We start from the raw sequence: 18650 nt of genomic DNA, 5'->3' as shown, positions 1-18650 counted from the left end.
GAGGGAGGGGACAAGGGGCCCATGAGCCAGGTCGTGCGCCCCGGCGCGTCAGACCTGGGCGCGGGGCAGGTCGAGGGAGCGGCTCTCCTCCAGGACGCGGTAACCGGCGCTGGTGTAGAGGTTCATCGCCACCTCGTTGCCGCCCCACACGGTGAACATCAGCGCCGTGTCGCCGGCCGCGAGCGTCGCCCGTTCGCCGGCCGCCATCGCGGCCCGGCCGTAGCCCTTTCCCCGGTACCGCTCCTCGATGTGGAGCGAGTAGCCGTAGGTGACGCCCGGGAGATGGCGGTGGCGCAGCCAGCCGGTGCCGATGGGCTCGCCCGCGGCTTCCAGTACCAGGAAGGTGTTGTCGGGCGTGGCCAGGCCGTCCGGGACGAGCTCCGCGAAGTCCCGGTCCGACTTGCGTACGGCCTCCTCACGGCTGCGGGCCCCGGACCGGACGATGTCGTCGGCGTACGACGTCTTCTCCGCGGCCAGCCAGTCGGGATACTCGGCGGGGGTCATCGGCCGTGCGGTGACGCCGTCGAGCGGTTCGGGCGGGGACGCGAGGGGCCGCGCCCTGACCTGGCCGCGCACGCCGTAGTCGTCGAAGAGGGTGCCCGCGGGTTCGGTGAGCCGTATGTGCAGCTTGCGGGCGCCGCGCCGGGCGCACCAGTCCTCGGCCCAGTCCCTGGCGGCCCGTTCGTGGCCGCGGCCGGAGTGGGGCGCGTCGATGTGGAGGTCGCCGATCCGGCCCTCGGGCGCGCCGTCGTCGTCGGACACGGACACGGCCACGTGCCCGACGCGGGTCCCGGCTTCGGTGATCTCGGCGACGGTCCAGCCGGCGGCGCGGTCACGCGCGGTCGACAGCATACGGTCGACCGCCGCCGGGTCGAGGCCGCTGCGGGTGTACGAGGCGCGCAACCGGCGTTCGAAGCCGTGCTGCCAGCGCGCGGGGTCGGTGAGGACGCTGATGTCTGTCACCTGATCACACTAGTCCCGGCGGTGCGGGGCCGAACGGGTGAAACGGGGGCGGGCGGGGCCGGGGAGGCGGGATTTCGTGGTGTCCGCGGTGTACGCGCGGGCCGGGCGAAGCCGTATGATCGCCCCCGACACCACCGCCCCGACTCCCTTCGCCGCAGGGCGGGTTCGGTGTCCCTTCCTCTCTCCTGCCTGGGCCCGGGCCGCTCAGCCCTGCCCGCACACCGCGAAAGGCGGCCTGCATGATCTCTCGCGTACGCGTCTGGCTCAATCGTACGTACGCGGAGAACGTGTTCTTCATCGATCAGCTGCGGGGTAATCCCGCCGGCCACGCGGTCGAGGTCCACGCGACGCACGGTGACGCGGACTCCCCCGTGCTGGCCGCCGCCGACACCGCCGACCTGGAGCCGGAGGGCCTGTCCGCGGCCGGGTACGTCGAGTACGCCCTCGACCAGTGCGCGCGGCGCGGGATCGACGTGTTCGTGCCGCGGCTGCACCAGGCGGCGATCGTCGCGCACCGCGCCGAGTTCGAGGCCGCCGGCACGGCTCTGCTGGCGCCGACGGCACGGGCGGTGGCCGTGTTCGAGGACAAGGTGACCGCGTACGAGGCGGTCGCCTCGGCCGGTGTCCCCGTGCCGCCGTGGTGGCGGGTCCGCTCGGCCGGTGAACTCGTCGCCGCCGTGGAGGAGTTGGAGGCGGCCGGGGACACGGCCTGCTTCAAGCCGGCCGCCGGGGCGGGCGGTGTCGGCTTCCGCGTGCTCACCCGGGCCCCCTTCTCCCTCGCGTACCTCGGCGGTTTCCCCGGTCCGCAGGTGCACCTGGACGCCGTCGTCGAGGCGTTGCTGGGGTCGGGCGAGGCCGTGGACTGGCTGGTGATGCCGCGGCTGGGGCAGCCGGAGGTATCCGTGGACTGTCTGACCGGACCGGACGACCGGGTCCGGCTGGCGGTGGGGCGGACCAAGAACGGCCGCCGCCGGGGCTTCACGCTGCACGAGCAGTGGCTGGGACCGGCCCGCCGAATCGCGGAGGGTTTCGGCCTGCACCACCTGTCCAACATCCAGTTCCGGATGTACGGCGACCGTCCCGTCCTGCTCGACGTCAACACGCGGCCCGCCGGTGGGCTGCACCAGCTGTCGTTGTGCGGGGTGAACGCGCCCTGGACGGCGGTCCGGCTGGCCCTGGGCGAGGAAGTGGGCGTGGTCGAACCACCCTTCCTCGGGCCCGACTACACGGTGGTGTCCGGGCCCCGGCCACTGCGCGCGGTGTCACTGCCGCAGCAGCGGGGCGAGTCGCTCCCGTCGCTGCCCGCGCCCGCCGGCCGGCAGAGCGGCAGCAGCCCGGCGCGGGCGCTGCCCCTCTAGGCTCCCTCCAGGCTGTGGAACGGCCCTCACTCCAGGTACGCCAGGCCCGGGTGGACCTCGGTGTACGCCTCCACCAGGCTCCGGGCCACGCCCACGGAGTCGATCAGCGGGTGCAGGGCGAAGGCCTTCACCGCCGTGGCGCGGGAGCCGGACTCGGCGGCGGCGAGCACCTCGCGCTCGACGGCCTTGACCGAGCAGACCAGTCCGGTGGCATGGCCGGGCAGCGGGTCGGCGGCGAGGGGGTGGGCGCCGCCCGCGTCGACCAGGCAGGGCACCTCGACGACCGCGTCGGCGTCGAGGACGGACAGGGTGCCGCGGTTGCGGACGTTGAGGATCAGCGTGGTGCGTTCGTCGCGGGCGACGGCCCGCATCAGGGCGAGAGCGACCTTCTCGTAGCCGCCGGACAGGTCGTCGTCCTCGCGTTCGCCGGCGCCCGCCGTTCGGCGGTTCTCCGCCATGTAGGTGGCCTCGCGTTCGGCGCGGGTGCGGTTCCACAGGTCCAGGGCGGGGGCGCCGGGGCGGCCGGCCTCCTCGTAGAAGCGGGCCTGCTGCTCCAGGAGGAAGGCGCCGCGGGTCTTCTCCGCCTGCTGATAGGCGCGTACGGCCTCCCGGTTGAAGTAGTAGTAGTGCAGGTACTCGTTGGGGATCGCGCCCAGGGAGCGCAGCCAGTCGGCGCCGAACAACCGCCCCTCCTCGAAGGAGCCGAGCAGGGCGGGGTCGGCGAGCAGCCGGGGCAGCTGGTCGCGGCCGTCGACGCGCAGGGCACGCACCCAGCCGAGGTGGTTGAGGCCGACGTAGTCGACGGACGCCCGGCCCGGGTCGGCGCCGAGGACGCGGGCGATGCGGCGGCCGAGGCCGACCGGCGAGTCGCAGATGCCGATGACCCGGTCGCCGAGGTAGCGGGACATGGCCTCGGTGACCAGGCCCGCCGGGTTGGTGAAGTTGATGACCCAGGCGTCGGGCGCGAGCCGGGCGACGCGCTGGGCGATGCCGACGGCGACGGGTACGGTGCGCAGGCCGTAGGCGATGCCGCCGGCACCGACCGTCTCCTGGCCGAGGACGTCCTCGGCCAGGGCCACGCTTTCGTCGGCGGCACGGCCCCGCAGTCCGCCGACGCGGATGGCGGAGAACACGAAGTCGGCGCCGCGCAGGGCCTCGTCGAGGTCGGTCGTCGCGGTCACCCGGGGCGCGTCCGGGACACCGACGGCCTGCGCGTCGAGTACACGGGACACCGCATACAGTCGACCGGCGTCCAGGTCGTGCAGCACGACCTCGGTCACCCGGCCTTCGGCACGGTCCGTCAGCAGCGCCCCGTACACGAGCGGCACCCGGAATCCGCCGCCGCCCAGAATGGTCAGCCTCACGCTCGCACCTTCCCCACCACTCCGCCCACACCACACCCGACCGGCCACCTCGACGCCCCCTCCATCTTCACCGACGAGCACCCTGGCCGGTGGCGACCCGCCGCGGAGGAACGACGACGAGGCGACCGCTGCTTGGGGCCGGCGACGCGAAGACCGGCGCCCGGGGCTGGGGCACCGGCCTGCCGTCCGGTGACCGGCGAAGCGACCCGCGGCCCCGGGGCCGATGCGCCGCCCCCCGCCCGAGGACCGCCGGGCCACCTGTTGCTCTGGCACCGGTGCACCGATCCCCGCCCGGGGACCGACCGGGCCGGACCGCCCTCGGGCACGGGGCATCGGCCTGCTCTGCGGCCCCTCGGGCACGGGGCATCGGTCTGCTCTGCGGCCCCTCGGGCTCAGGCAAGTGACCCCGGCTCAGGCCCTGAACGCCGCGCTGCGCGGTTTCGCGGAGGCCGAGGTCTCGCACGGGATCGACGACTCCCTCTGCACCACGTGCCGCGCCGGTCCTGCCTGCCGACCGCCGGCCGGGACCAAGCGGCCGGCCAGGCACCGGCGGCGAACCAGGACCGCAGTGACCGCAGCCCGCGTCGCGGTGTCGTCAGCGCGGGAGGGTGGCCAGCAGTCGGCGGTCTCGTGGGGCCGGTTTGCGGTCGAGGCGGGTGTCGAGGAGGCGGCGGGCGGCGTCGGTGCGGCCGTCGGCCACCAGGGCGTACAGCAGGGTCTCCTCCACCACCTCGCGCTGGGCCGCGCTGCCGCCGACTCCGCTCAGCGCGGGCAGGAGGGCGTCGAGTCCGCGGGCCGCCTCGTGGAAGCGCCGCTCCACGAGGGCCGCGAACGCCTCGCACAGCGGGGCGATCACCTCGCGCTGCACCGCGTCCGCGCCCGCCGCGTGGTCGCGGAGCCGGCGCAGCGCGGGCAGGTCGCCGTCGGCGGTCAGGACGACGGCCGCGTGCAGGGCGGTGAACGCGGTCGCGGGGTGTTCCAGCACGTCCCGTTCGACGGCGTCGAGGACGTCCGCCACCGGCAGCTCGCCCGGCCAGCTGTCGCTCAGCCGCGCCCGCCACAGCAGCGACCCGGAGTCGACGAGCGCCCGTATCCCGGTCACCCGCCGGGGTGCCAGTTGGGCGAACCAGCGCCTGCGCAGTGCCGCCGGGTCGTCCAGAGCGAGTTCGTGCAGCGCGATGTGCCAGGAGAAGTGGGCCCGGTGGACGGCGCCCCGGCCGCGCCCGGCCACCCAGCGGTCCAGCCAGTCGCGGCCCGCCTCGTGGGCGCCGGTCTCGTAGTGCACGTGGGCCAGGGCGTGCACGGCGTGCCCGGAGCCGGGTTCGGCGGCCAGCGCCCGGTGGGCGAGTTCACCGGCCTCGTGCAGCCGGCCCTGCCCCTGCCGGAGGAAGGCGAGCAGCGAGGTGTGGAACCAGTGTCCGTCGTGGGCCGGGGACGTCAGGTCGAGCAGGGCGAGGGCGTCGTCGGCGGCCAGGTCGCGCACGCCGGAGAAGGCGATGGTGGGGACGGCGGCGGCCAGCGCGAGCGCGTCGGCCGGGTGCGCGCGCAGGTGCCGTACGAGGGCCCGGTCGCCGTCGTCGCCGGTGATGCGGCGGCCGACGGTGTCGACGAAGGACCGCTCTCGTTCGTCGGCCCGCTCGCGGGCGCCGCGGCGGGCGTCGGCGAGGGCGCGGGGCACGTCGACGGCGGCCCCGCACTCGTGGCCGAGCAGGGCGAGGGCGGCGTGGCCGAAGGCGAAGCCGGGGTCCAGGGCGACCGCGCGGGCGAGGGCGTCCCCGGCGCCGGAACGTACCTTCAGGATCCGGTCGAGGCCGGTGCGGTAGGCGGCGGCCGCCTCGGCGTGCGTGGACAGGGGCAGCCCGTGTCCGTCGGCCGGGCGGCGGCTCCGACGGCGCGGCGCGGCGGCCGGTGCGAGGATGCGCGCCGCCAACTCGACTGCCTGGAGGCGGATTTCGGGGATCGCCGTGGTCTCCCACAGTTCGCCCCGGCGGGGTGCGCCGAGGGTGTGGAGCGGCAGCCGGGTGCGTCCGTGGGCGTCGAGGAGGCGGCCGTCAAGGGTGGCGACGCCCATGCCGAGTGGGCCGGGGACCGCGAGGCCGTCGGCGAACAGGCCCCGCCACAGGGGGCCGTCGGGCAGGCGTCCGGGGCCGGTGCAGTCGATCACCCAGCTCACGTGCAGGGTGCGGCCGTCGGAGAGGAGGACGGTGAGGGTGCCGTCGTCGCGGGCGACGGCGTCGGCGACGGTGCCGGTGTGCACGGTCAGCCGGCGTGCGGTGCGGGCCCGGTCGACGTGCTCGGCGGTGGCCGGGGCCATGCGGTGGCGGTGGGTGTTCCACAGGGCGCCGTCGCGGGCCAGGAACTCCTCCCGTTCGCCCGGCGTGAGGGCGCGCCACAGGCGTGCGGTGTGCGGGCGGAGGCTGTCCAGGGCGGGCCGCCAGTCGCCGTGGACACGCAGGGAGCGGCTCAGGTGGCCAAGGACGGTGCGGCGCAGCCGGTCCAGGGGCATCGGACCCAGTTGGGCGGGTGCGGCCATCTCACCGGCCGGGTCGAGCGCGTTCGCCTCGGGCAGCAGGCCGCTGCGGGAGACGGCGTGCACGCGGCGGCCGGGCCGGTCCAGGGCCAGGGCCAGGTCGACGGCGGTCAGGCCGCTGCCGACCAGCAGGACGTCGCCGCCGTGGTCGCCCGCCGGTCCGTCCAGGGCGCCGGGCGCCCAGGGCCCGGGGACGAACCGGGGTGAGCCGAGCAGGGCGGGCGGTGCCCAGTCGGCCACCGCCCCGGCCGGTCCGGTGGCGAGGACGACGGCGTCGGCGGTCAGGGCGTCCGCGTCGGTGAGGCGCAGCGTGATCCGGGCGCCGGGGGCGGTGGCGGTAGCGGTGGAGCAGTGGTGGGCGCGGGTGCGCAGGCGTCGTACGGCGACCGTGTCCTGCGCGCGGACGATGGCCCGGCCGAGGGTGTCGGCGAGGTAGGCGCCGTAGCGGTGGCGGGCCGCGAAGTCGGCGGCGGTGACATGGGGTTCGCCGTGCCGGCACAGCCAGCGGGTGAAGTGTCCGGGCTCGTCGGGGTAGGCGCTCATACCGCCGGCCGGCACGTTCAGGCGGTGCCGGGGGTCGGTCGTGGCGTAGGCGGTGCCGCGCCCGGCCTCGGGGGCTGGGTCGATCAACACGAGGTCGAGGGGGGTCCGGCGGCGGGTCGCCGTCTCGCAGAGCTGGACGGCGGTCAGGGCGCCCGCCGCTCCCGCTCCGACGACGGCCACGGTGGGCCGCTTGCGCGCTTTTGTCACGGATGCCTCCGGCGGGTGGGCGTGCGGGCGTGTCCTGGGGTGTCCTTCCTGCCGATCGAGCGGGCTGGGGAGGGCCGGACCGGGGTGCGGGGTGCGGGGTGCGGGGCGCAGGTGCGGGGTGCGGGGCGCAGGTGCGGGGTGCAGGCCAAGGTGCACCCGCAGGGCCACGGTCCAGGCCGGAACGCCGGTCGGTGTCCCCACTCTGGTCACAGTCGCCGGACCGGGGACAACCATGGTTCCGGCCGACTCCGCGGGCACGCCGGAGATGGCCCACAACCGCCGTACGAGGGCTGCCCGTCGGGTGTGTGCACGAGGCCCGCCGGATGTATACACGCCGCCGTAGACGGTATACGGCTCGGCGGCCGCCCACACGCCGCCTGCCGTCTCCACGGGGCCCGTCCGCGATCCGCACGCGACGGTCCACCGCGTACACGCGGCCCGTCCGCCGTATACACGCGACCCGTCGACCGCACGAACACTGCCCCTCGGCCGCTCGTACGCGGCCCGTCCGCCTCACGCACGCGCCCGCCCGTCCGCGGACCAACCTCCTTCGCCGGGCCCGAGGCCAGGACACCTCCCCCACTCCCCCGCTTCACAGAGTGAACTCCAGCCGGACAAAAGGACTTTCCTTGCTTTAAGTCTTGACGGCCCGGTGGCCGGAGAGCACATTGACGCCAGTCCTGAGAGCGCTCTCAGGACACTCCTCACATCTCCCCGTACCTGAGAGGCCTCCCCATGAGCGAACCCTCCGGCATACCCAGATCCGGGTCGCCCGGCCGCGGCGGAGCGCACCGCGCCCGTTCGTTCCGTCGTGCCCTCGTCGCGGTGGCCGCCACGATCGGCCTGGCCGCGGCCGCCGCCACGGTGGCCACCGCGCCCGCGAACGCGTCCGGGCCCACGCCCCCTTCGGGCTGGTCACAGGTCTTCCTGGACGACTTCAACGGCGCGGCCGGCTCGGGCGTGAACACGGCGAACTGGCTGTACGACACCGGGACGTCCTACCCGGGCGGCGCCGGCAACTGGGGCACCGGCGAGGTCGAGTCGATGACCTCGTCCACCAGCAACGTCTCGCTCGACGGCAACGGCAACCTGCTGATCACGCCGCGCCGGGACTCCTCCGGCCACTGGACGTCCGGCCGGATCGAGACCAACCGCACCGACTTCCAGCCGCCGGCCGGCGGCAAGCTGCGCGTGCAGGCCCGTATCCAGATGCCGAACGTGACCGGTGCCGCCGCCAAGGGGTACTGGCCGGCGTTCTGGATGCTGGGCTCGCCGTTCCGGGGCAACTACCAGAACTGGCCCGGCGTCGGCGAGCTGGACATCATGGAGAACGTCCAGGGCCTCAACACCGACTGGGCCACCATGCACTGCGGCACCAACCCGGGCGGCCCCTGCAACGAGACGTCCGGCATCGGCAACTCCACGTCCTGCGCGGGCAGTACCTGCCAGGCCGGCTTCCACACCTACGCGATGGAGTGGGACCGCTCGACCAGCCCCGAGGAGATCCGCTTCTACCTCGACGGCGTCAACTTCCACACCGTGAAGGCGAACCAGGTCGACGCGACCACCTGGGCCAACGCCACGAACCACGGCTACTTCATCATCCTCAACGTGGCGATGGGCGGCGGCTTCCCGGGGGCCTTCGGCGGCGGCCCCGACAGCGGGACCGAGCCGAACCACCCGATGGCCGTGGACTACGTCCAGGTGCTGACGTCCGGCGGTGGCGGCGGCACCACTCCCCCGCCCACCGGCAACCGTGACGCCTACAGCGCGATCCAGGCGGAGTCGTACGACAGCCAGTCCGGGGTGGCCACCGAGACGACGTCGGACTCCGGCGGCGGCAAGGACATGGGCTGGCTCTCGAACGGCGACTGGGCGCTCTACAAGGGCGTCGACTTCGGTTCCTCGGCGGCCCGGCAGTTCACCGCGCGCGTGGCGAGCGGCGCGGCCTCCGGGGTCAGCGGCCTGGTGGAGGTACGGCTGGACAGCCGGAGCAACGCACCGATCGGCAGCTTCGCGGTGGGCAACACCGGAGGCTGGCAGACCTGGAGGTCGATCCCGGCGAACATCAGCGCGGTGACCGGCACGCACGACGTGTACCTCACGTTCACCAGCGGTCAGCCGGCCGACTTCGTGAACGTGAACTGGTTCGACTTCGGCCACTGACGCCAACACCCCCTGCCGGACCCCGATCGCGGCCCCGAAGGCCCCTCACCCCCGGGCCTTCGGGGCCGTTCGCCGTCACGGGCCGGCCGGTCCGGCCAGCTCCGCCCGGAACGCCACCGGGGTGACACCGGTGTGCAGGTGGAAGAACTTGGAGAAGTTGGCCGCGTCCGGAAAGCCCACGGCGACCCCCACCCGACCGATCGGCAGGTCCGTGTGGGCGAGGAGGCGTTTGGCCTCCAGGACGACGCGCCGGTCGATGAACCCCTTGGGGGTCTGCCCGGTCGCGGCCCGGACCGCGCGGACCAGGGTGCGGCGCGAGTACCCCAGCCCGTCGGCGTAGGCGCTGACGCTGTGGTTGGTGGCGAAGCCCTGCTCTACGGCGTCCCGGAAGAGCGTGAAGGGGGTGTCCGCCGCGTCCGCGCGCCACCGGTCCGCCGCCTCCGGACCGGCCGCCAGGTGCGCGAGGCGCAGCAGGAACGCGGTGAGGCTGTGCCGCAGCACGGCGGTGTGCAGGCCGAGCGGGAGGGTCGTGGTGTCCTCGTACTCGCGGCGCAGCTGGTCAAGGGCCGCTCCGAGTCCGGTGAGTTGCGCGGGGCCGGGGTGCAGCAGGGGCGGCAGGTTGTAGCGGTAGAGGCCGGTGGCCTCGACGGTGGCACGCGGCAGAAAGCCGGGCTGCATGGTCAGGACGGTTCCGCGGTACTCGCTGCCGCGGGAGAACCGGTGGACCTGTCCGGGGCGGATCCACAACAGGTCGCCGGCGCCGGCCTCGTACGTGGCGAAGTCGACCATGTGCCGTACGGGACCGGTGGTGAACAGCATGACCACGTGGTAGTCGATGCGGTGGACGCGGTGCAGCGGGGCGTCGGAGTGCCAGGTGCGGTCGGTCTCCAGCGGACCGATCCGCATACCGACGCCGCCGGCGGCCCGGTCGGCCGGGAAGGGGAACGTTCTGATCCCGTCAGCGTTCTGCTCGTCCGTTCTGTCCGCCATGTCCTTCTCGTGCCGCCCCTGTCGCCCTGTCGCGCCCGCCGCGCCCTCCGGGGGTGTCCCAGATTCACCACAGGCTGACACACGCCGACCTTCCCTCCAAAAAGTCAGACTTTTAGTTTTGAACGCGTCCGGCCGACGAACCCGCAGATTCCCGCAGCGAACGAGGACTTCTTGAAGATGAGCGCGCAAGCATCCGAAGGCTCCGACGGCTTCGAGTGGACGGATCTGGACCGGCGGGCGGTGGACACCGCCCGGCTGCTCGCGGCCGACGCGGTGCAGAAGGTGGGCAACGGCCACCCGGGCACGGCGATGAGCCTGGCCCCGGCGGCGTACACGATCTTTCAGAAGGTGATGCGTCATGACCCGGCCGATCCGGAGTGGGCCGGCCGCGACCGCTTCGTGCTGTCCCCCGGGCACACCTCGCTGACGCTCTACGCGCAGCTGTTCCTCGCCGGGTACGAGCTGGAACTGGCGGACCTGATGGCGTTCCGCACGCACGGCTCGAAGACGCCCGGCCACCCCGAGTACGGGCACACGGCGGGCGTGGAGACCACCACCGGGCCGCTCGGGCAGGGCGTCGCCAACGCGGTCGGCATGGCGATGGCCGCCCGCTACGAGCGCGGCCTGTTCGACCCGGACGCCCCCGAGGGCACCTCCCCCTTCGACCACACCGTCTGGGCGATCGTCTCCGACGGCGACCTCCAGGAGGGCGTCTCCGCGGAGGCGTCCTCGCTGGCCGGCCACCAGAGGCTCGGCAACCTGGTCCTCCTCTACGACGACAACCACATCTCCATCGAGGGCGACACGGCGACCGCCTTCTCCGAGGACGTGCTGAAGCGGTACGCGGCATACGGCTGGCACACCCAGCGCATACAGCCGACCGCCGACGGGGACGTGGACGTGGCCGCCCTGCACGCGGCGCTGACGGCCGCGGGGGCCGAGACCGGCCGACCGTCGCTCATCGCGATGCGCACGGTCATCGCGTGGCCGGCCCCGAACGCGCGGAACACCGAGGCCTCCCACGGCTCGGCGCTCGGCGAGGAGGAGATCGCCGCCACCAAGCGCCTCCTCGGCTTCGACCCCGAGCGGACCTTCGCGGTGGACGGCGACGTCCTCGCCCACACCCGCGCCGCCCTGGACCGGGGCGCGGAGGCGCATGCGGCCTGGGACAAGCGGATCGCCGCCTGGCGCACCGGGCAGCCCGCACGGGCCGAACTGTTCGACCGGGTGAGCAAGGGCGAGCTGCCCCCGGGCTGGGAGGACGCGCTGCCGGTGTTCGAGGAGGACAGGCCGGTCGCCACCCGCGCCGCCTCGGGCAAGGTGCTGCAGGCGCTCGGCCCGGTGCTGCCGGAGCTGTGGGGCGGCTCGGCCGACCTGGCCGGCTCCAACAACACCACCATCGACCAGGGCAGCTCCTTCCTGCCGGCGGGCAATCCGCTGCCCGGCGCCGACCCGTACGGCCGTACGGTGCACTTCGGGATCCGCGAGTTCTCGATGGCCGCCGCGATGAACGGCGTCGCGCTGCACGGCAACACCCGGATCTACGGCGGCACCTTCCTGGTGTTCTCCGACTACATGCGCAACGCGGTGCGGATGTCGGCGCTGATGCAGCTGCCGGTGACGTACGTGTGGACGCACGATTCCGTCGGTCTCGGCGAGGACGGGCCCACGCACCAGCCGGTCGAGCACCTGGCGTCGCTGCGGGCGATCCCGGGCCTGAACGTCGTCCGCCCGGCCGACGCCAACGAGACCTCGGTCGTCTGGGCCGAGATCCTGAAGAGGCACGCCACCTGCCCCGCCCCGCACGGGCTCGCGCTGACCCGCCAGGGCGTGCCGACGTACGCGCCCCGCGAGGACGCGGCCAAGGGCGGCTACGTGCTGCGCGAGTCCTCGACCGAGGTCCCGGAGGTGATCGTCATCGCGACGGGGTCCGAGGTGCAGCTCGCGGTGGCCGCGCGCGAGGAACTGGAGGCCGGCGGGATCGGCACGCGGGTGGTGTCGATGCCGTGCGTGGAGTGGTTCGAGGAGCAGCCGCGCGCCTACCGGGAGGCCGTGCTGCCGCCGGCAGTGCGGGCCCGGGTCGCGGTGGAGGCCGGCATCGGACTGACCTGGCACCGGTACGTCGGTGACGCGGGCCGGATCGTGTCCCTGGAGCACTTCGGGGCCTCCGCCGACGCCGCCACGCTGTTCGCCGAGTTCGGCTTCACCCCCGAGAACGTGGCCGCGGCGGCCCGCGACGCGCTGGCCGCCGCGCGCGCCTGATCCGCACGTGACGAGAAAGATGATGACTGTGACCGAAGCTATCGCCACACCGGGAGCCCTCAAGCGCCTCGCCGACGAGGGAGTCTCGATCTGGCTGGACGACCTGTCGCGCACCCGGATCGCCTCGGGCGCGCTGGCCCGGCTCGTCGACGACGCGGGCGTCGTCGGCGTGACCACCAACCCGTCGATCTTCCAGGCCGCCATGGGCTCCGGCGAGGGCTACGAGGAGCAGCTCCGCGAGCTGGCCGCGCGCCGGGTGACGGTGGACGAGGCCGTCCGGATGATGACGACCGCCGACGTGCGCTCCGCCGCCGATATTCTGCATTCTGTATACATCGCATCCGAGGGGCGCGACGGCCGGGTCTCCATCGAGGTCGACCCGCGCCTCGCCCACCACACCGAGGCGACCGTCGCCGAGGCCAAGCAGCTCGCCTGGCTCGTCGACCGCCCCAACGCGATGATCAAGATTCCGGCTACCCGTGCGGGCCTGCCGGCCATCACCGAGGTCATCGGGCTGGGTATCAGCGTCAACGTCACGCTGATCTTCTCCCTGGAGCGCTACCGCGAGGTCATGGACGCCTACCTGGCCGGGCTGGAGCGGGCCCGCGCGCGGGGCCTGGACCTGTCCACGATCCACTCCGTGGCGTCCTTCTTCGTCTCCCGCGTGGACACCGAGATCGACAGGCGGCTGACCGCCCTCGGCAGCCCGGAGGCCCTGGCGCTCAAGGGCCGGGCGGCCCTCGCCAACGCCCGGCTGGCGTACGCGGCGTACGAGCAGGTGTTCGGCTCCACCGGCGGTGGAGCCCCCGCCGACGACCGCTGGCGCGCCCTCGCCGCCGAGGGCGCCCACGCGCAGCGCCCGCTGTGGGCGTCCACCGGTGTGAAGGACCCCGCATACAAGGACACGCTGTACGTCGACGAGCTGGTCGCCCCCGGCACGGTCAACACCATGCCCGAGGCCACCCTGGCCGCCACGGCCGACCACGGCGTGATCACCGGAGACACCGTGACCGGCGGCTACGAGCAGGCCCGCGCCGACCTGGCCGCCGTCGGACGGCTCGGCGTCTCCTACGACGAGGTCGTGCGGCAGCTGGAGGACGAGGGCGTGGCCAAGTTCGAGACGGCCTGGCAGGACCTGCTGGACGCCGTCGCGGCGGCCCTGGAGAGCAAGGGAGTTGACGCGTCATGACCGACCAGGCAACGCAGGCCCCCGCCGAGGAGGCGGTGCGGGTGCCCGTCGGCCCGGCGGCCGACTGGGTGAACCCGCTGCGGGACACCGGCGACCGCCGGCTCCCCCGGATCGCCGGCCCGTCGGGGCTGGTCATCTTCGGGGTGACCGGCGACCTGTCCCGCAAGAAGCTGATGCCGGCCGTGTACGACCTGGCCAACCGCGGTCTGCTGCCGCCGGGTTTCTCGCTGGTCGGCTTCGCCCGCCGGGACTGGGAGGACCAGGACTTTGCGCAGGTCGTGCACGACGCGGTGCGCGAGCACTCCCGCACCCCGTTCCGCGAGGAGGTCTGGCAGCAGCTCGCCGAGGGCATGCGGTTCATCCCGGGCGACTTCGACGACGACACCGCGTTCAAACAGCTCAAGGACGCCGTCGAGGAGCTGAACGCCTCCCGGGGCACCGGCGGCAACTTCGCGTTCTACCTGTCGGTGCCGCCGAAGTTCTTCCCGAAGGTCGTCCAGCAGCTGAAGAAGCACGGCCTGGCGAGCCCGCCGCCGGGCGCCTGGCGGCGCGCGGTCATCGAGAAGCCGTTCGGGCACGACCTGGACAGCGCCTGCGACCTCAACGCCATCCTGCACGACGTGTTCGAGCCGGACCAGGTGTTCCGCATCGACCACTACCTCGGCAAGGAGACCGTCCAGAACATCCTGGCGCTGCGCTTCGCCAACCAGATGTACGAGCCGATCTGGAACCGCAGTTACGTCGACCACGTGCAGATCACCATGGCCGAGGACATCGGGATCGGCGGCCGGGCCGGCTACTACGACGGCATCGGTGCCGCCCGGGACGTCATCCAGAACCACCTGCTGCAATTGATGGCGCTCACCGCGATGGAGGAGCCGATCGCGTTCGACGCGGAGGCGCTGCTCACCGAGAAGCTGAAGGTCCTGAAGTCGGTGCGGCTGCCCCAGGACCTCGGCCGGCACACCGTGCGGGGCCAGTACGCGGCGGGCTGGCAGGGCGGCGAGAAGGTGGCCGGCTACCTCGAAGAGGACGGCATCGACCCCACGTCGAAGACGGACACGTACGCGGCGATCAAGCTCGGCATCGACAACCGCCGCTGGGCGGGCGTGCCGTTCTACCTCCGCGCCGGGAAGCGGCTCGGCCGCCGGGTGACGGAGATCGCGGTCGTCTTCCAGCGGGCCCCGCACTCCCCGTTCGACTCCACGGCCACCGAGGAACTGGGCCAGAACGCCATCGTCATCCGGGTCCAGCCGGACGAGGGCATGACCGTCCGGTTCGGCTCCAAGGTGCCCGGCACCTCGATGGAGATCCGGGACGTGTCGATGGACTTCGCCTACGGCGAGTCGTTCACCGAGTCGAGCCCGGAGGCGTACGAGCGGCTCATCCTGGACGTACTCCTCGGCGACGCGAATTTGTTCCCCCGGCACCAGGAGGTGGAAGAGTCCTGGCAGATCCTCGACCCGATCGAGCGGTACTGGGCCAAGCACGGCAGGCCGGCCCCGTACGCGTCGGGCAGCTGGGGACCGAGGGAAGCGGACGAGATGCTCGCACGAGACGGACGGAGCTGGCGCAGGCCATGAAGATCGACCTGACCGACACCACGGCAAGCAAGATCAACAAGGCGCTGGTGCGGGGCCGCCGGGCCCTGGGCACCCCGGCCGTGGGCATGGTCCTGACGATGGTCATCGTCACGGACGAGGAGAACGCGTACGACTCGATCCGGGCGGCCGAGGAGGCCTCGCACGAGCATCCCTCACGGACCCTGGTCGTCATCAAGCGGCACGCCCGCACCCTGCGCGACCGCACCCACTCCCGGCTCGACGCCGAGGTGCGGGTCGGCTCCGAGGCAGGCACCGGCGAGACGGTCGTCCTGCGGACGTACGGCGACGTCACCGACCACGCCGACTCGGTGGTCCTGCCGCTGTTGCTGCCGGACGCGCCGGTGGTGGTGTGGTGGCCGGTGGACGCGCCCGACACCCCGTCCGCGGACCCGCTCGGCACGCTCGCCCAGCGCCGGATCACCGACCTGTACGCCTCCGAGCGCCCCCTGGAGATGCTCCAGACCCGGGTCCGCAACTACGCACCCGGCGACACCGACCTGGCCTGGACCCGGCTCACCCCGTGGCGGTCGATGCTGGCCGCCGCCCTGGACCAGGCGCGGGTGAAGGTGACGTCGGCGGCGGTGGAGGCGGAGGCGGAGAACCCCAGCGCCGAACTGCTCTCCCGCTGGCTGGAGGCCCGCCTCGGCGTCCCGGTGGAGCGGGTGGTCACGGCCGGGCCGGTCGTCACGGCCGTGCGCCTGGGCACCGCGGGCGGCGAGATCGTCATCGACCGGCCCGAGGGCCCCCTCGCCACGCTGACCCTGCCCGGCCAGCCCCCGCGGACCCTCGCCCTGAAGGTCCGCCCCACGTCCGAACTGATCGCCGAGGAGCTGCGGCGCCTCGACGCCGACGAGATGTACGCCGTCGCCCTGCGGGGCGAGGCCGCCAAGGAGAACGCCTGATGTCCCCCTCCCCCGCGCTCACGGCACGCCCCGAGTGGGCGGCCCTCGCCGCCCACCGCGACGCGGGCCTGCCGTCCCTGCGCGAGCTGTTCGCGACGGACCCCGGCCGCGCCGAGCGCTACGCCGTCCGCGTCGGCGACCTGTACATCGACTACAGCAAGCACCTCGTCACCGACGAGACCCTGCGGCTGCTGCGCGAACTCGCCGCCGCCACCGACGTGTTCGGGCTGCGGGACGCCATGTTCCGCGGCGAGCGGATCAACGTCACCGAGGGCCGGGCCGTCCTGCACACCGCGCTGCGCGCCCCGCGCGACGCGGTGGTCGAGGTCGACGGCGAGAACGTGGTGCCGCACGTGCACGCCGTGCTGGACAAGATGGCCGGCTTCGCCGAACGGGTCCGCTCCGGCGCCTGGACGGGCCACACCGGCCAGCGCATCAGGAACGTGGTCAACATCGGCATCGGCGGTTCCGACCTGGGCCCGGCGATGGCGTACGAGGCGCTGCGCGCCTTCACGGACCGCTCGCTGACCGTCCGGTTCGTCTCCAACGTGGACGGCGCCGACCTGCACGAGGCGACCCGCGACCTGGACCCGGCCGAGACGCTGTTCGTCGTCGCGTCCAAGACGTTCACCACGATCGAGACGATCACCAACGCGACCTCGGCCCGCTCCTGGCTGCTCGCCGGGCTGGACGGTGACGAGAAGGCCGTCGCCCGGCACTTCGTGGCGCTGTCGACGAACGCGGAGAAGGTCACGGAGTTCGGCATCGACCCGGACAACATGTTCGAGTTCTGGGACTGGGTCGGCGGCCGCTACTCGTACGACTCGGCGATCGGCCTCTCTCTGATGATCGCCGTCGGCCCGGACCGGTTCCGGGAGATGCTCGACGGTTTCCACCTGGTCGACGAGCACTTCCGCACCGCGCCCGCCGAGGCCAACGCCCCGCTGCTGATGGGGCTGCTGGGCATCTGGTACGGCAACTTCCACGACGCCCAGTCGCACGCGGTGCTGCCGTACAGCCACTACCTCTCCCGGTTCACCGCGTACCTCCAGCAGCTGGACATGGAGTCCAACGGCAAGTCGGTGCGGCGGGGCGGCGAACCGGTGAACTGGCAGACCGGGCCGGTGGTGTGGGGCACGCCCGGCACCAACGGGCAGCACGCCTACTACCAGTTGATCCACCAGGGCACCAGGCTGATCCCGGCCGACTTCATCGGCTTCGTCCGCCCGGTCGCCGAGCTGAGCGGTGAACTCGCCGCCCAGCACGACCTGTTGATGGCCAACTTCTTCGCCCAGACGCAGGCCCTCGCCTTCGGCAAGAGCGCCGAGGAGGTCCGCGCGGAGGGCGTGCCCGAGGAGCAGGTCCCGCACCGCACCTTCCACGGCGGCCACCCGACCACGACCGTCCTCGCCACCGAGCTGACCCCGTCGGTCCTCGGCCAGCTGGTCGCCCTCTACGAGCACAAGGTGTTCACGCAGGGCGCGGTCTGGAACATCGACTCCTTCGACCAGTGGGGCGTGGAACTGGGCAAGGTCCTCGCCAAGCGCGTCGAACCCGCCCTCACCCGGGGCGCCGACGTCCCCGGTCTGGACGCCTCCACCACGGCCCTCGTCGCCGCCTACCGCACCACCAGGGAAGTGAACTGACATGCAACTCGGTCTCATCGGTCTCGGCAAGATGGGCGGCAACATGCGCGAGCGCATCCGCCGCGCCGACCACACCGTCATCGGCTACGACCGCGATCCCGCGCTCTCCGACGTCAAGGACCTCGCCGAACTCGTCGAGAAGCTCTACGCGCCCCGCACCGTCTGGGTGATGGTCCCCGCCGGGCACGCCACCCAGTCCGTCATCGACGAACTGGGGGAACTCCTCGACGACGGCGACACCGTCGTCGACGGCGGCAACTCCCGCTGGACCGACGACGAGAAGCACGCCGCCGAACTCGGCATCAAGGGCATCGGCTTCGTCGACGCGGGCGTCTCCGGCGGCGTGTGGGGCCTGCAGAACGGCTACGCCCTCATGGTCGGCGGCGACAAGCAGCACGTGGAACGGCTCCAGCCGATCTTCGACGCGCTCAAGCCCGAGGGGCCGTACGGCTACGTCCACGCGGGCAAGGTCGGCGCCGGGCACTTCTCCAAGATGGTCCACAACGGCATCGAGTACGCCATGATGCAGGCCTACGCCGAGGGCTGGGAGCTGCTGGAGAAGGTGTCCTCGGTGAACAACGTGCGCGAGGTGTTCCGCTCCTGGCAGGAGGGCACCGTCATCCGCTCCTGGCTGCTGGACCTCGCGGTCAACGCCCTGGACGACGACGACCACCTGGACAAGCTGCGCGGGTACGCGGAGGACTCCGGGGAGGGCCGCTGGACGGTCGAGGCGGCCATCGACAACGCCGTACCGCTGCCGGCGATCACCGCGTCCCTGTTCGCCCGGTTCGCCTCCCGGCAGGACGACTCGCCGCAGATGAAGATGGTCGCGGCGCTGCGCAACCAGTTCGGCGGCCACGCCGTCGAGTCGGCGCAGAAGGGCTGACCAGTGGGGGGCCTCATGACCCGGGCCCGGGTCATGAGGC

General features: G+C 73.1%; 12 protein-coding genes. 8 read left to right on the top strand and 4 right to left on the bottom strand.

Annotated elements, in window-relative coordinates; translation table 11 throughout:
* Positions 1-48: 48 nt before the first annotated feature.
* On the bottom strand, positions 49-963 hold the full coding sequence (locus ABZ854_RS26000; protein WP_361214947.1) for a GNAT family N-acetyltransferase: 915 nt from the start codon (positions 961-963) through the stop codon (positions 49-51).
* Between the two features lie 239 nt (positions 964-1202).
* On the opposite strand from ABZ854_RS26000, the gene ABZ854_RS25995 reads away from it, so the two are divergent.
* Entirely contained in the window at positions 1203-2321 is a 1119-nt protein-coding gene (locus tag ABZ854_RS25995) for an ATP-grasp domain-containing protein (RefSeq protein ID WP_361214945.1), read from the top strand.
* A 26-nt stretch (positions 2322-2347) separates the two neighbouring features.
* Here the strand turns inward: ABZ854_RS25995 and ABZ854_RS25990 are convergent, their stop codons facing one another.
* Together ABZ854_RS25990 and ABZ854_RS25985 are read right to left on the bottom strand one after the other, a co-directional pair.
* Positions 2348-3685: a 6-phospho-beta-glucosidase gene (locus ABZ854_RS25990; protein WP_361214943.1), complete on the bottom strand. Its 1338-nt coding sequence runs from the start codon at positions 3683-3685 to the stop codon at positions 2348-2350.
* Between the two features lie 595 nt (positions 3686-4280).
* Positions 4281-6965 (bottom strand): FAD/NAD(P)-binding protein, encoded by a 2685-nt coding sequence (locus ABZ854_RS25985; protein WP_361214941.1) that lies wholly within the window; start codon positions 6963-6965, stop codon positions 4281-4283.
* Between the two features lie 735 nt (positions 6966-7700).
* On the opposite strand from ABZ854_RS25985, the gene ABZ854_RS25980 reads away from it, so the two are divergent.
* Positions 7701-9131, top strand: a complete 1431-nt coding sequence (locus tag ABZ854_RS25980) for a glycoside hydrolase family 16 protein (protein ID WP_361214939.1) — start codon at positions 7701-7703, stop codon at positions 9129-9131.
* A gap of 75 nt (positions 9132-9206) precedes the next feature.
* On the opposite strand, the gene ABZ854_RS25975 is transcribed toward ABZ854_RS25980, so the two are convergent.
* On the bottom strand, positions 9207-10121 hold the full coding sequence (locus ABZ854_RS25975) for an AraC family transcriptional regulator (protein WP_361214937.1): 915 nt from the start codon (positions 10119-10121) through the stop codon (positions 9207-9209).
* Between the two features lie 177 nt (positions 10122-10298).
* On the opposite strand from ABZ854_RS25975, the gene tkt reads away from it, so the two are divergent.
* The 6 genes from tkt to gnd are packed head-to-tail and all read left to right on the top strand — an operon-like array spanning position 10299 to position 18610.
* Positions 10299-12383, top strand: coding sequence for a transketolase (gene tkt / locus ABZ854_RS25970; protein WP_361214935.1), 2085 nt, complete (start codon positions 10299-10301; stop codon positions 12381-12383).
* Between the two features lie 19 nt (positions 12384-12402).
* Positions 12403-13572, top strand: coding sequence for a transaldolase (gene tal, locus ABZ854_RS25965; protein WP_361214933.1), 1170 nt, complete (start codon positions 12403-12405; stop codon positions 13570-13572).
* Positions 13569-15155 carry a glucose-6-phosphate dehydrogenase gene (gene zwf, locus ABZ854_RS25960; RefSeq protein WP_361214931.1) on the top strand — a complete coding sequence of 529 codons (1587 nt, stop codon included), beginning with the start codon at positions 13569-13571 and terminating at the stop codon, positions 15153-15155. The genes tal and zwf overlap by 4 nt, the downstream gene beginning before the upstream one ends.
* Positions 15152-16078: a glucose-6-phosphate dehydrogenase assembly protein OpcA gene (opcA, locus tag ABZ854_RS25955; protein WP_361214929.1), complete on the top strand. Its 927-nt coding sequence runs from the start codon at positions 15152-15154 to the stop codon at positions 16076-16078. Before zwf ends, opcA begins: the two co-directional genes overlap by 4 nt.
* Entirely contained in the window at positions 16078-17724 is a 1647-nt protein-coding gene (gene pgi / locus ABZ854_RS25950) for a glucose-6-phosphate isomerase (RefSeq protein ID WP_361214927.1), read from the top strand. The genes opcA and pgi overlap by 1 nt, the downstream gene beginning before the upstream one ends.
* Position 17725: 1 nt before the next feature.
* Entirely contained in the window at positions 17726-18610 is an 885-nt protein-coding gene (gene gnd, locus ABZ854_RS25945) for a phosphogluconate dehydrogenase (NAD(+)-dependent, decarboxylating) (RefSeq protein WP_361214925.1), read from the top strand.
* Positions 18611-18650 lie beyond the last annotated feature (40 nt).

It is taken from the genome of Streptomyces sp. NPDC047028 (assembly GCF_040644095.1).
In the GTDB taxonomy this organism is placed as follows: domain Bacteria; phylum Actinomycetota; class Actinomycetes; order Streptomycetales; family Streptomycetaceae; genus Streptomyces.
This window is presented reverse-complemented; position numbering and strand designations above follow the sequence as displayed.